Source organism: Croceicoccus marinus (genome assembly GCF_001661675.2).
Lineage (GTDB): Bacteria > Pseudomonadota > Alphaproteobacteria > Sphingomonadales > Sphingomonadaceae > Croceicoccus > Croceicoccus marinus.
The window spans coordinates 203,832-217,979 of record NZ_CP019602.1 but is presented as its reverse complement, the minus strand read 5'-3'; the positions used below and the strand labels follow the sequence as shown (position 1 = coordinate 217,979).

The 14,148-nt window shown below is 62.7% G+C and carries 10 protein-coding genes; 6 read left to right on the top strand and 4 right to left on the bottom strand.

All coding sequences use genetic code 11. The annotated features are described in order from the left end of the window. Positions 1-47: 47 nt before the first annotated feature. Positions 48-4,799: an NAD-glutamate dehydrogenase domain-containing protein gene (locus A9D14_RS01110; RefSeq protein ID WP_066842242.1), complete on the top strand. Its 4,752-nt coding sequence runs from the start codon at positions 48-50 to the stop codon at positions 4,797-4,799. Between the two features lie 21 nt (positions 4,800-4,820). Here the strand turns inward: A9D14_RS01110 and A9D14_RS01105 are convergent, their stop codons facing one another. Beyond that, positions 4,821-5,225 (bottom strand): Lrp/AsnC family transcriptional regulator, encoded by a 405-nt coding sequence (locus tag A9D14_RS01105; protein WP_232468689.1) that lies wholly within the window; start codon positions 5,223-5,225, stop codon positions 4,821-4,823. A 163-nt stretch (positions 5,226-5,388) separates the two neighbouring features. Here A9D14_RS01105 and phhA point away from each other — a divergent pair, with 163 nt between their 5' ends. Genes phhA through hmgA form a run of 3 tightly spaced genes read left to right on the top strand, consistent with a single transcriptional unit; the run spans position 5,389 to position 8,678 of the window. Beyond that, the gene (gene phhA / locus A9D14_RS01100) at positions 5,389-6,267 is read left to right on the top strand and encodes a phenylalanine 4-monooxygenase (protein ID WP_066847839.1); all 879 of its coding nucleotides are present in this window, start codon (positions 5,389-5,391) and stop codon (positions 6,265-6,267) included. Beyond that, positions 6,260-7,366 (top strand): 4-hydroxyphenylpyruvate dioxygenase, encoded by a 1,107-nt coding sequence (hppD, locus tag A9D14_RS01095; RefSeq protein ID WP_066842239.1) that lies wholly within the window; start codon positions 6,260-6,262, stop codon positions 7,364-7,366. The genes phhA and hppD overlap by 8 nt, the downstream gene beginning before the upstream one ends. Before the next feature lie 13 nt (positions 7,367-7,379). Next, positions 7,380-8,678, top strand: coding sequence for a homogentisate 1,2-dioxygenase (gene hmgA, locus A9D14_RS01090; RefSeq protein WP_066842238.1), 1,299 nt, complete (start codon positions 7,380-7,382; stop codon positions 8,676-8,678). On the opposite strand, the gene A9D14_RS01085 is transcribed toward hmgA, so the two are convergent. Continuing rightward, positions 8,675-9,655: a Crp/Fnr family transcriptional regulator gene (locus tag A9D14_RS01085; protein WP_157668093.1), complete on the bottom strand. Its 981-nt coding sequence runs from the start codon at positions 9,653-9,655 to the stop codon at positions 8,675-8,677. The two genes, hmgA and A9D14_RS01085, sit on opposite strands and share 4 nt — an antisense overlap. Positions 9,656-10,834: 1,179 nt before the next feature. Between A9D14_RS01085 and A9D14_RS01080 the strand changes: the two genes are divergently transcribed. Continuing rightward, the gene (locus A9D14_RS01080; protein WP_066842231.1) at positions 10,835-11,065 is read left to right on the top strand and encodes a hypothetical protein; all 231 of its coding nucleotides are present in this window, start codon (positions 10,835-10,837) and stop codon (positions 11,063-11,065) included. A gap of 279 nt (positions 11,066-11,344) precedes the next feature. Here A9D14_RS01080 and A9D14_RS01075 read toward each other — a convergent pair whose 3' ends face one another. Then, entirely contained in the window at positions 11,345-11,605 is a 261-nt protein-coding gene (locus A9D14_RS01075; RefSeq protein ID WP_157668092.1) for a hypothetical protein, read from the bottom strand. Positions 11,606-11,707: 102 nt separating this feature from the next. Then, positions 11,708-11,893, bottom strand: a complete 186-nt coding sequence (locus A9D14_RS01070; RefSeq protein ID WP_157668091.1) for a hypothetical protein — start codon at positions 11,891-11,893, stop codon at positions 11,708-11,710. 489 nt (positions 11,894-12,382) lie between these two features. Between A9D14_RS01070 and A9D14_RS01065 the strand changes: the two genes are divergently transcribed. Then, entirely contained in the window at positions 12,383-13,645 is a 1,263-nt protein-coding gene (locus A9D14_RS01065) for a tyrosine-type recombinase/integrase (protein ID WP_066842225.1), read from the top strand. Positions 13,646-14,148: the final 503 nt, after the last annotated feature.

The following is a 14,148-nucleotide window of genomic DNA, read 5'->3' as shown; positions in this document are numbered from 1 at the left end:
CGCTATCGGGGCCGACACCGGCCCGACGAAGTGAGAGAGGGACATACATGGCTACCGAAGCCGGGGACAAGAAAACCGCCGGGGACAAGACCGACGCGCGCGGCAAGACCGACGGCCAGGACCGCAAGGACATACTGGCGGCGCATATCCGCGCATCGCTGCTGTCGGGCGACACCCCGCTGTCCGATGCCGAGATGGACGCGGTCACGGGCTTCATCCTCGACGCCGCCGCCACGCGCGAGCACGGCGAGGCGGTGATCGAGGTCGCGACCGCCAATGACGCGCACCGCTTCATGCGGCTGGCGATCATCAACGACGACATGCCGTTCCTGGTCGATTCGATCGCATCGACCCTTGCCGCGCAGGGGCTGGTGATCGACCGCCTGCTGCATCCGGTCGTTCCCGTCCGGCGCGAAGGCGGCGCGCTGAATGCGCTGATGAGCGGCCAGGGCGCGGGCGAGACGCGCGAATCGATGATCTATATCGAAACCGCGCGCATCGACGCCAAGGCGCGGCGCGAGCTTGCCTCGGCCATCCGCACCACGCTGGCCGACGTACGCGCCGCGGTCGAGGACTGGCCCCGCATGCACAGCGCCATACTGGAGGATGCCGAGCGCATCTCCGACCCCGAGGGCGCGGCGCTGCTGCGCTGGCTGGGCGACGACATGCTGACGCAGCTGGGCCACGTCACCCGCAAGCGCGACGGTTCGATGACGCACAAGCTGGGCATCTGCCGCAAGAGCGCGCGCGAGATGCTGGCCCCCGCCTCGTTCGACCGCGCCTTTGCCTGGTTCGACGATCCGGGCGGCGACAATCGCGGGCACGCCCCGCTGATCGTCAAGGCCAATGCGGTGTCGCACGTCCATCGCCGCGTGCCCATCGACCTGTTCATCGTCCCGCTGGTCGTGGACGGGCAGGTCGCGGCGCTGTCGGTGCACGCCGGCATCTGGACCAGCGCGGCGCTGGCCTCTCCGCCCGACCGCGTGCCGCGCATGCGCCAGCAGCTGACCCACATGATGGACCGGCTGGGCTTCGACAGCGGCGCGCATACCGGCAAGGCGCTGGTCCATGCGCTGACAGAATTGCCGCACGACCTGCTGATCGGTTTCTCGGAACGCGATATCGAGCGGGTGGCGACCGCGATGACCAGCCTGGCCGACCGCCCCCGCCCGCGCCTGACGCTGGTAGAGGCTCCGCTGGCGCGCCATCTGTTCGCCTTCGTCTGGCTGCCGCGCGACATGCTGTCGACCGAAGTCCGGCTGCGCATCCTGGGCATGCTGGAAGACGCGATCGGCGCAGAGGTGCTGGACTGGAGCCTGCAGGTCGAGGGCGGCAACCTGGCCATGATCCGCTTCGTGCTCGACATCAGGGCCATCGACGGCGAATTCGACGAGGCGGCGCTGGACGACCAGCTGCAGATCATGCTGCGCGGCTGGAGCGAGGCGGTCGAGGGCGAGCTTGCCAAGCTTGAGGACAGCACCCGCGCGGCTGCCATTTCGGCGCGCTATGCGGAGTATTTCCCGGCATCCTACCGCAGTTTCTATGGCTCCACCGAGGCGGCGCGCGACATTTCGCGGCTTCACGGCATCACTGGGACCGCCGAAGGCGCGGCCGCCGATGCGCCCCCGGCGCGCGCGGTGCGGCTCTATTGCCCCGACCATCAGCCCGCGACCGAGGACGAGCCGCTGCGGCTGAAGGTCTATCAGCAGCACGGCCAGCTTCCGCTGTCCGATGCGGTCCCGGCGCTGGAGAATTTCGGCTTCCGCGTCATGTCCGAAATCCCCACCCTGCTCGGCGCGGGCGGGCTTGGCACGATCCACGATTTCGGGCTGGGCCTGATCGGGGGCGAGGATCCGAACGAGCTGCTTACCCGCGCCGATGCCATCGAAGACGCGATCGCCGCGGTCCTTAACAGCACGGCGGAGAACGACCAGTTCAACCGCCTCGTCATCTCGGCCGGGCTGAGCGCAAGCGAAACCGACTGGCTGCGCGCCATGTACCGCTATTTCCGGCAGGGCGGGCTGGGCTTCACCATCGTGTCCGCGGTCAGCACACTGGCCCGCAACCCCGGCATCACGCGCAATTTGCTGGCGCTGTTCCGCGCCTGTCACCAGCCCGGCTTCAAGGGCGACCGCGAAAAGGCTGCCGCCGACGCGCGCGAGGATATCCGGACCTCGCTGCTCAAGGTCGAACTGATCAACGACGACCGCCTGCTGCGCCAGTACCAGAGCCTGGTCGATGCGATCCTGCGCACCAATGCCTTCGCCCCGGCGGCGGCGGAAGCGCTGGCGTTCAAGATCGATTCGTCGCTTGTTCCCGGCCTGCCCAAGCCCGTGCCATGGCGCGAGATCTTCGTCTATTCGCGTCGGGCTGAGGGCATTCACCTGCGCGCCGGGCCGGTCGCGCGCGGCGGCCTGCGCTGGTCCGACCGGCGCGACGATTTCCGCACCGAGATCCTGGGCCTGATGAAGGCGCAGCGCGTGAAGAACGCCGTGATCGTGCCGACCGGCGCGAAGGGCGGCTTCTATCCCAAGCAGCTGCCCGATCCCACGCGCGACCGCGCAGCCTGGGCCGCCGAAGGTAAGGCCAGCTACCAGGTCTTCATCCGCACGCTGCTTTCGGTCACCGACAATATCGTTAACGACAAGGTCGTGCATCCCGAAGGCGTGCTGTGCCTTGACGGCGACGATCCCTATTTCGTCGTCGCCGCCGACAAGGGCACCGCGCGCTTTTCCGATGTCGCCAACGCCATCGCCGAGGAGCGCGGCTTCTGGCTCGACGATGCGTTCGCCAGCGGCGGATCGTACGGATACGACCACAAGGCGATGGGCATCACCGCGCGCGGCGCGTGGATTTCGGTGCAGCGACATTTCCGCGAGATGGGCGTCGACGTGCAGTCCGACCCGATCCGCGTGGTGGGCTGCGGCGACATGTCGGGCGACGTGTTCGGCAATGGCATGCTGTTGTCCAAGGCGATCCGCCTGGTCGCGGCATTCGACCACCGCCACATCTTTATCGACCCGGATCCAGACGCCGCCAAGGGTTGGAAAGAGCGTAAGCGCCTGTTCGAACTGTCGCATTCAAGCTGGGACGATTACGACAAGGCGCTGATCAGCAAGGGCGGCGGCGTGTTCCCCCGCACGATGAAGCACATCCCGCTCTCCCCCGAAGCGCGCGAGGCGCTGGGCGTCGAGGACAGCGAGATCGAGCCCGACCGCCTGATCGCGGCGATCCTGGCCGCTCCCGCCGACCTGCTGTGGTTCGGCGGCATCGGCACCTATGTGAAGGCCAGCCACGAGATGAACGCGCAGGTGGGCGATCCCACCAATGACGCCTTGCGCATCAACGCCAGCGACCTGCGCGTGAAGGTCGTCGGCGAAGGCGCGAACCTTGGCATCACCCAGGCCGCGCGCATCGAGTTCGGGCTGGACGGCGGGCGGATCAACACCGACTTCATCGACAATTCGGCCGGCGTCGACTGTTCGGACAACGAGGTGAACATCAAGATCGCCTTCGCCGCCGCGCGCCGATCCGGCCGCCTGTCCGAGGAGCGCCGCAACGCCCTGCTGGTAGAGATGACCGACGAGGTTGCCGCGATCGTGCTGGAGGACAACCGGCTGCAGGCGCTTGCCCTGTCGGTGGCCGAACGCGGCGCCTCGCATGCCACGGCCAGCCATGTGCGCGTGATGGAGATGCTGGAGGAAACCGGCGACCTCGACCGGCGGACCGAGGGGCTGGCGGATAGCGAGACGCTGGCCCGCCGCGCGGCGGAGGGCAAGGGCCTGACCCGTCCCGAACTCGCCGTGCTGCTGTCCTCGGCCAAGCTGCGGCTGCAGGCGGGGATCGAGGCATCGGGCGTGCCCGACGACGAAGGGCTCGAGAACCTGCTCTTCGAGGCCTTCCCCCAGCCGATGCGGAACGATTTCCGCAAGCAGATCGCGGGCCACCGCCTGCGCCGCGAGATCATCGCGACGCAGCTTGCCAATGCGCTGATCAACCGGCTCGGCCTGGTCCACCCGTTCGAACTGGCCGAGGAGGAGAGCGTCACGCTGGCCGAAGTCGCCGCGGCCTTCGCGGTGGTGACGAAGCTGTTCGCGCTGGACCGCTGCTGGGACCATATCGAACAGGCCCGCATGCCCGAACCTGCGCGGCTGCTGCTGCTGGACTACCTAGCCAACGCAGTACGCGGTCATATGGCCGACGTGCTGCGGGCAAGCGGCGGGCATGTGAAGCCGTCCGCTACCTTCGACCGGTTGAGCAAGGGGGTCGAGGCGCTTGCGACCGACACGCGCGACCTGCTGGCGGAAGACGCGCGCGCCAATTCGCAGAAGCTGCTCGACCGCTTTGCCGAAGGCGGCGTGCCCGAGGAGGAAGCCATGCGCGTGGCAGGCCTGTTCGACCTCGACGGCGCGGTGGGGCTCGCCCAGCTTGCGTCCGATACGGCGATCGAGCCGCGCGTCCTGACCACCGCCTTCACCCGGCTGGGCGACCTGCTGGGGCTGCACTGGGCGCAATCGACGGCGGCGCTGATGGCTCCGTCGGATCCGTGGGAGCGCCTGCTGGTCGCGGGACTTTCGCGCGATTTCCAGCAGATGCGGCTGGAATTCCTGCGCGACCTCGCCCGTTCGAAAAAGGCGAAGGACGATCCGCTCGCAGCGGTGGAAGCCTGGGCCGAGGACCGCGAAGCGGCAATCGCGCGCTTCCGTGCGATGATCGGTCGCGCCAAGGCGACCACGCTGATCGCCCCCGCCATGCTGGCGCAGATCGCCAGCCAGGCACGCAACCTGCTGACGCGGTGACGGGAGCCGGGGCGCTGCCGCTTATTCCAGCGGCGGCGCCCGGCTTTCCTTCACTGCTTCCAGCGCAATGATCGACTTCACGTCCCGCACGCCTTCCATGCGGACCAGCGTCTTGAGCGTGATCTGCGAGAGATGTTCGACGTCCCGCGCGATGACCCGCAGGATATAATCCATGTCGCCCGTCACCGCGTGGCACGACACGATATAGGGATGCTCGCGGATCAACGTTTCGAACCGGGCGATCGTCTTGTCGGAATGCGATTTCAGATTGATCAGCACATAGGCTTCCAGCTCGAACCCCAGCTTGCGCAGGTCGAGCACCGGGGCATAGCCCGCAATCACGCCGTCGTCCTCCAGCCGCTTGACCCGCCGGCTGACGGGGGTGGCGGACAGGGCGGCACGCTCTGCCACAGCGGCGATCGGCATGCGTGCATCTTCCTGCAGGGCAGCGATGATCCGCTTATCATAGGCGTCGAGGCGAGACATTGCGCCAAGCTAGTCCCGTCCGTTGGTGGATTCCACCAAAAACAGCCGTAATCCGCGCGATCTTTGCACGGAAACCGTTCGGCGCGTGTGGTATTATACGAATATGAAGAAACCCGGATCAGCCAATAGTTCGAACGAGCTGCGCGGCGACTACAGCCAGGCGCGGGCGGATTACTCCGTCCCCCAGGACCACGCCGCCTATTCCGATGCCGAGCACGATCGCTGGTGCCGCCTGTACGGGCGGCAGGTCGGCCTTGCCGAAAAGCACGCCGCGCGCGCGTTCCGCGAAGGGCTCGCCAGGCTGGACTGCGCCGATGGCATCCCCGATTTCGATCAGGCCGGCGCGATCCTGACGGACGCCACCGGATGGCGGATCGTCGCGGTGCCCGGTTTCATCCCGGACGAGATCTTCTTCGACCATCTCGCCAATCGCCGCTTCCCCGTGACGCGCTGGATCCGCGAGGAGCACGAGCTGGACTATCTGGTCGAGCCCGACGTGTTCCACGATTTCTTCGGCCATGTGCCGATGCTGCTCGACCCGGTGTTCGCGGATTTCATGGCCGCCTATGGCGCGGCCGGTGCGCGGGCGCGGGCGATGGACGCGGTGCCGATGCTGGCGCGCATCTACTGGTACACGGTGGAATTCGGCCTGATCCGCGAAGAGGGCGAGATCAGGGCCTATGGCGCGGGAATCGTGTCTTCCGCCGGCGAGACCGTCTTCTCGACGACGGATCCCGACGTATTGCGCCTGCGTTTCGATCCGGTTCGCATCATGCGCACAGCCTATGCCATCGACGATTTCCAGAGCACCTATTTCGTGATCGACGATCTGCAGCAACTGATCACCGGGCTGGTCGATCTGGATTTCGGCCCGATCTATCAGCGCTACCGAGAGACGCAGCCGTTTCCCGCCGACCGCCTGCAGGACGGCGACGCGCCCATCACACTCAACAAGATAGCCGAGGACATCGCCCATGACTGACCTGTTCGAAAACCCGATCGGCCTCGACGGATTTGAATTCGTCGAATTCTCCGCCCCCGAAAAGGGCGTGCTTGAGCCTGTGTTCAAGGCGATGGGCTTTACCCATGTCGCCAACCACCGTTCGAAGGACGTCCAGCTTTGGCGGCAGGGCGACATCAACCTGATCACCAATTACGAACCCGGCTCGCCCGCCTGGTTCTTCAGCCGCGAACACGGCCCCAGCGCCTGCGGCATGGCCTTTCGCGTCAGGGATGCGCGCCGCGCCTATGAGGAACTGCTCGACCGTTCGGCCGAACCGGTGCAGCTTGAAACCGGCCCGATGGAACTGCGCCTGCCCGCCATTCGCGGCATCGGCAATGCGATCATCTATCTGGTCGACCGCTACGAGGGCGCCGAGCGCGGCGACATGTCGATCTATGACATCGACTTCGACTATCTGCCCGGTATCGAGAAGCACCCCAAGGGCGCCGGCTTCCAGCGCATCGATCATCTGACGCACAATGTCTATGGCGGGCGCATGGCCTATTGGGCCGATTATTACGAAAAGCTCTTCAACTTCCGCGAGATCCGTTTCTTCGACATCAAGGGCGAATATACCGGCCTGACGTCCAAGGCGCTGACCGCGCCCGACGGCAAGATCCGGATTCCGCTGAACGAGGAAGGCGAAGGCGGAAAGGGCCAGATCGAGGAATTCCTGCGCGAATTCAACGGCGAAGGCATCCAGCACATCGCCTTCATCTGCGACGATCTGCTGGCGGCCTGGGATTCGCTGAAGACCACCGGCGTCCCCTTCATGACCGCCCCGCCCGAAACCTATTACGAGATGCTGACCGAACGCCTGCCCGGCCACGGCGAGAATACCGAGAAGCTGAAGGCCCGCGGCATCCTGCTCGACGGCACGACCGAGGGCGGAAGCCCGCGCCTGCTGCTGCAGATCTTCGCCGAGGCCAATGTCGGCCCGGTGTTCTTCGAATTCATCCAGCGCAAGGGTGACGAAGGCTTTGGCGAGGGCAATTTCAAGGCGCTGTTCGAAAGCATGGAGCGCGACCAGGTGCGCCGCGGCACGCTGAAGGTCGACGGACCGGGCGAGACGGCCTGACGGAGCGCGTCGGATGGAATATCTGACCGGCTTCGGCAACCATTTCGCGACCCAGGCAGTCGAAGGCGCGCTGCCGGTGGGCCGCAACAGCCCCCAGCGCCCCGCCTTCGGCCTCTATGCCGAGCAGTTCTCGACCACGGCGTTCACCGCGCCGCGCGCCGAGAACCGGCGCTCGTGGCTCTATCGCTTGCGCCCCGCCGCCAGCCATCCGCCGTTCCGCCCGCTCGATGCGGCCAGCCGCCTCGCCACCGCTCCGCTGGAGCGGGGTGCGGTCGACCCCAATCGCCTGCGCTGGAGCGCGCTTTCCATGCCCGATCGGCCGACCGACTGGCTGGAGGGGCTGACGACCTATGGTGGGAACGGCGATGCCGCGTCGGGGGCGGGCATCGGCGTGCATCTTTATGCCGCAAACCGGTCGATGGAGCGGCGCGCCGTGCAGTTTTCGGACGGGGAACTGCTGGTCGTGCCGCAAATCGGCACATTGTCGATCACGACCGAACTGGGCCGGCTGGAAGTACCGCCGGGCCATGTCGCGCTGATCCCGCGCGGGCTGCGCTTTGCGGTGCAGCTGGCCGGGCCGTCGCGGGGCTATGTGTGCGAAAACTATGGCGCGCCCTTCCGCCTGCCGGACCTTGGCCCGATCGGCTCCAACGGGCTTGCCAATCCGCGAGACTTCGAGGCGCCGGTCGCATGGTTCGAGGACGTCGAAGACGACTTTCAGGTGATCCAGAAATTCCAGGGTCATCTGTGGCAGACCACGCTGGATCATTCGCCCTTCGACGTGGTCGCCTGGCACGGCAATAGCGCACCGCTGCGCTATGATCTGGCCCGCTTCAACACCATCGGCACGATCAGCTTCGACCATCCCGATCCCTCGATCTTCACGGTCCTCACCAGCCCCAGCGACACGCCCGGCACGGCAAATTGCGATTTCGTGATCTTCCCCCCGCGCTGGATGGTGGCGGAAGACACGTTCCGCCCACCATGGTTCCACCGCAACGTGATGAGTGAATTCATGGGGCTGATCCATGGCGAATACGATGCCAAACAGGGACCAAAAGACGGCAAAGGCGGGTTCGAACCTGGCGGAGCGAGCCTGCACAATCAGATGAACGGACACGGACCGGACGCCGTCAGCACGCAGGCCGCGATGCAAGCGGAACTCAAACCCGTGAAGCTGGAAGACACGCTTGCCTTCATGTTCGAAAGCCGATCGGTCATCGCGCCCACGAAGGCAGCGCTCGCACTTAATGAATTGCAGCGCGATTACGACGATTGCTGGGGCGGCTTCGAAAAGGCCAGGATTCCCTAGGCGCAGATGCCCGCAGAGAAGAAATACTGGTAATCGAGCGCTTCCTGCATCTTGGGTTCGGCATTCAGGCGAAAACGCTTGCCGCGCTTTTCGATGAAGCCCGTCTCCTGCAGCTTCTTGAGCGTGCGCGACACATGCACATCGGTCAGCCCGGTCAGATCGCCCAGTTCCCGCAAGGTAAGCGGCAGCCCGATCCAATCCTCTCCATTGCCTCCGGCGCGGAGTTCATCCTGAATATCGAGCAGCGTCAGCGCCAGCCGTTCGACCGCGGGTAGCGCGATCAATCCTCGGCACCGCTGCTGCCGTCGGTGGCAGCGCGCATGTTCGTGGCGCTCGATCGCTTCGCGCAAGTGCCTCTGGTCGGCAATTACGTCGGTCAGGCGGTCACGGTCGAGCACGATGACTCTCGAGCGCGCCTTGAAAATGACATTCTCGATCAGCATGCCCCCCGACACGCTCGACCAGTTGCAAAGCGCGCCTGGAGCGAAGATGTCGCCGATATGGCGGCGTCCGTCCGGATACAGGCTGAAAGCGAAGGCGAAGCCGTTCTCGAGCACGAAGATGCGGTTGCTATGATTGCGCTCCGCCCAGATCGGCTGGTCGCGCTGGATCGCGCTTATCCGCTCGACCGCCGGACACAATGCGGATGCATCGACAGTTTCGCCAAGAAGCGAAAGCCTGCGAGCGAGCGAGCCGACAGCGGACCCGATCTCGGCATCGGTGCTGCGCAGATCACGCTCCTGCCCCAGAAAGACATTCTGCGATACATTCATACCCCACCTAACGGACCTGCCCTGCGACAAGTACCGCCCCTGAATAGTTGCTATGGGCTGATGTTCAGTCCAGCGATGTCCAAAGATGTTCCCCGCCATTTTTCTAACAGCCCGAACTTGATCTTGGCAAGTCTCGACGAAGTCAAAATGGACCGAATACTGCAGCTGCACGTCCTTGCCATCCGGATAAGCCGAAGAATTCAAGGGTCAATACCCGCAGCCAAGTCATCGCGGTTCGACGGTGACGATGGAACAGCATCAGGGGGAATGGGGGCTGTAACCAGCGCCTAGCGGTGACCCGCTACCATCTGCAGCAGGCGGTTGCGGCAGTTTGGTGAGCCCTGCTGGGTTCGAACCCAGAAGCGATTGCCCCTCGCAACGCCGTAGGTTACAGAATTGATAGAGCTTTCTGTCTCACACTGCGAGACAAAGGGGCGGTAAAATCGCAAATCACATCCGCTATATTCGACGGCGTTCGAACGGTATCTATTATCATGAGCGTCGCATGCCACAAGCCATCATAGAGCGCCCCACAGAGTGGAAAGCGCACTTTGGCGGCAAGACACTATCCCGCATCTCACTTCACACCAGGAAGCAGACTGAGGCGATGCAGGAAGGTCAGCTTGCGCATGCCTCGTTCGAACGCTCCGTATCTGCCGCACTAGGCTGTGCGGCAGCGATCCATGATGCGGCTGACAACAGCACCCGGCAGGTCACTCCGGCAAGGTTAGCGAAGATATCGGCCGAAGCTCGTGAGCGAGTTGTTCGGCCATGTCGGCTTCGAACTCCGCGATCGATGCGAGCATGCCCCACCGAACTCACACGCGCATAGCCAACCAGCATTCTCATCACCCCTGTCTCGATAGACTCTAGAGTTTCATGCTGTGCTGTCCCAGAATTGTGGATTCAACCCAAATGAGACATTGCGGTCGAAAGGGTGAAACGTCTCAGGTTCGCGTCTCGCGGGGTATATCTATACGGCGCACTGTCACGGCGCACTGTGAACAGCTCAGGCGGCAGATCGAACGCAGCCGCGGCTTTTGCAATCAGTCCACATCAGAGTCCGTTTTCGTCGCTACCTGTCCGCATGCTCTATCACACTGCCTTCATGCAGCCTTCGGGCGAAGTGCGTTTTCGGACCGACCCATACGGCTGAGACGAGCGGATCGCCGAAGCACTGGGTTACGAACGGCGCCAGTCGCCGACGCTGCAAACGCGTCTCAGCGATGTCGGACCCTGATTGGCGGCGGGAGCGCAATTGCCGGGGTGGTCCCTCTGAAATCGATTTGTGCTGCGGCGAGATCGCGGTCGAACACGATCAGGGAACAAGTTCTTGTGTTGACGCGTCCTTCATTCAGTACGAACCGCAGTATGGAGCAAGTTATGAAGAAGATTGTCGTTTTTACAGCCCTCGGAGGCGTTGCGCTGGCCCTTTCCGCCTGCGATGTCGAACAGACCGAAGAAGCGGAATTGCCTGAAGTTAATGTGGAGGCCAGCGGCGGCAACATGCCGGAATACGATGTCGATACCGCCGACGTCGAGCTCAAGACAGAGGAACGCACTGTCGAAGTCCCTGTCATTGAAACCGAGCCAGCCGACGCGGACGCCGAGTAAATCGCACACTTCGTCTCCGCCAGTCGGTCATTGAATGCATCACGAAATTGTATGGCGGCGCGAACGACCAAGCCCCCCGGTTTGAGCTAACAAGGGCATCGCAAAGCTGCCACTCCGGTTCCAGGGCAGCAGCCGAGAAGCGCTTATGACCGAAGCGGGCGGGTCATTAGCAGCATTCCTGTCGTGCCGATCGGATGACGATGGCTGAAGCGGTGAGATCTAGATGAAGGCTTGCCCTGAAACGGTGCTCCAGTTCAGGGCAAACCGCGTTGAGAGTGCTCAGCGCATCAGCCATCCATCCAGCGCGTCGAAGCGAACGACCCCCACCGCACCAAACGCCAGCAACGCCGGAAGACCGCGCATAGCCTCGTCTCTCAGTCCGACCATGCCATCGTGGATGCGGAACATGATCGGCTTGCTATCCGGCATGCCGACACATTCACAATAGACCGCCGCGACATCCCCGCTGGGTGCAATGACGAAGTGGTCATGGCCGTGAACCTCTTCGATCCGATAGAGATGCAGCTGCGGCACAGGCACCGCATGGGCGATCCAGCCGACGCCCTTACAGTAAGATGTCAGCCCACCGGTGCGGTCTCCAGAAGCCCCTCCAGACCGTCTCTCTGCTCGTCAAGGAGCGTCTCATCGATACCTTGAAGGGTGAAAGCCATCGTTCTCACGTTTCATGGCTCTCTCGGTCTCGATGACGACCTCTGAGGCGCGTTGCTCGCCGGGTGCGGCCACGAAGCCGGTGAAGGTCCGCTCGCCCCCAGCCATGGTAGCCATCATCACCTTCATCCATTGCGAAAGGTCTTCCCACTTCGGCATGGGCTTCCCGTTGTCCTGCCTCCCCATGGGAAACGGGCTGAGTTCCCATGAAGCCGGCCGATCCTGCTTCCCCATGACTACTGATAACGGTTCGACGGGCTCATCGAACTGCGCATGACGGCGCTCTGCCTCGCCTACCAAGAGCCGCAGTTTTCTGAAGATTTTGCCATCTCGCTCGCGACGGCGATTCTCGCGGCCGCGCTTGGCTTTTTGTCCGGTTTTTCGATCTGAAGGGTACGGCATCGCTGTGAGAGACAAATGTGTGTGACAATGCCACTCACATGACCCTTAAACCGCTGAAAAACAAGGATTGGTGAGCCCTGCTGGGTTCGAACCAGCGACCTACTGATTAAAAGTGGCGCCAGGTGCATCCGCACGTATACACAAGCTTCTGTTTTTAGTATGTTTTCCCTTACCTACGGTCCATATAGTTCTTGATATGTTCTCCAGTATCTGGCACAAAAAGCTACCTAAGGTAGCTGGTGGATTATGGGTAAAACGGTCGGTCTTACAGATGCTCGAATTGCCGGCTTAGCCCTCCCTGCGCAGGGCCAGGTCGAATACCCGGACAACCTGGTACGGGGCTTGCGGCTGCGGGTCGGCAAGTCAGGGATCAAGACATACATCCTGCGTAAGAAATGTCACGGCAGGTGGTTGAACCTGACCTTGGGGCGCCATTCGGTGCGCTTCAAGCTCGCCGATGCACGCAAGAAGGCTCGGGATCTCCTGGTTGACATCGAGCACGGCAAGGACGTCGCGAAGAAGGAAGGCGAGAAGCGGAAATTTTCATCGGGCACCGGCACTGTTCGTGAGCTGGCTGAAGTTTACCTCGCCAACGAGGTACGCGGCAAGAAGCGTAGTGCTGTCGAGATCGAACGGTCCTTCAACATCTATATCCTGCCGGAGATCGGAAATCGGCTAGCTGACACGATCACACGCGGCGACGTGTCCAAGCTCAATGAAAAAGTGGCCTACGAAGGCAAGCGACCTACACCTGTTCAGGCGCGGAATGTGCATCGGTATCTGTCGTCCTTCTACAGTTGGGCCCTTCCCCGGCTCGATGCGTTACCCGCGCATCCTTGTCGCGATGCCTGGTGTCCGAAACCGCCTGCGGCACGTGACAGGGTTTTGACCGATCGCGAACTCGCGGCTCTGTGGCATTCGGCAGTGGAAGATGGATACCCGTTCGGCAGTTTCGTCCAGCAGCTTATTCTCACTGGCCAGCGACGGAGCGAGGTACTGGGTGCGACACTGTCGGAGTTCGACCTGAATGCACGAACCTGGACCGTTCCCGGCAATCGAGCCAAAAACGGGAAAGCAAACATCATCCCCCTTTCGGCTCCAGCGCTGGCGCTTATCAAAGACGTCATCAAAAAGGCGGGCTTGGATGCAGATGACCCTTTACATGCAGAGCGATTGATCTTTGCCTCACAAACAACCCCCGAGAATGCCGTCAGCGGCATAACTCGTTCCTGGAACCGCATGCGTAAGCGAGCAGACGAAATCATAGGGTTCGAAATGAACCATTACCGTATTCACGATATCCGCAGGACCGTGGCGACCGGGCTTCAGCGTTTGGGCATCCCTTTGGTTGTCAGCGAAGCCGTGCTCAACCATCAGTCCGGCTCTGCGAAGACCGGGGTCGCAGCAGTGTACCATCACCATCATTTCACCGAAGAGAAGCGCGAAGCTTTGGCGTTGTGGGCTAATGAAGTGACCAAGATTACATCGAAGAACATCAGAGGCCGCTGATAAAACTACCCCCTGAAATACCCCCGAGCAGCCTTGGCTGCATACAAACGCAGACGAACATAGAAGAACATTGACGGTGAACTGGTGCAAATCTTGTCCACCACAAGCCTGCACTACATCGGCAGTTAGCAGCCATATTCGGACAGATCAGTGGTAGCGGAGGAGGGATCTTTCGCCAGCCCCTAACTATCTGCTGCGCATCGATTTCCTTGCAATCGACGCGCAGAATACCCCCATCGATACCCCCAAAAAGGGATCTTTGCGGCGGGCTGCCCTGACTGTGCGACGGGACAATTTCGTTTGGTCGAATCTGCAATCCGCGGGCTTTTCAGGATGAGGTGTCGTAGGAGCATTCTTCGCGGGAAGGCACCATCCTGCCCTATGCCGCACAATCTTGAATGGAAGTCTGGAGACCTGCCGAGATGAGCCAAAGGTGTTGATTTCCACTGAGAGTTGACCCGGGATTTCCACTGAACGGAACGCTGGCAAGGTTTCAGCGCCAA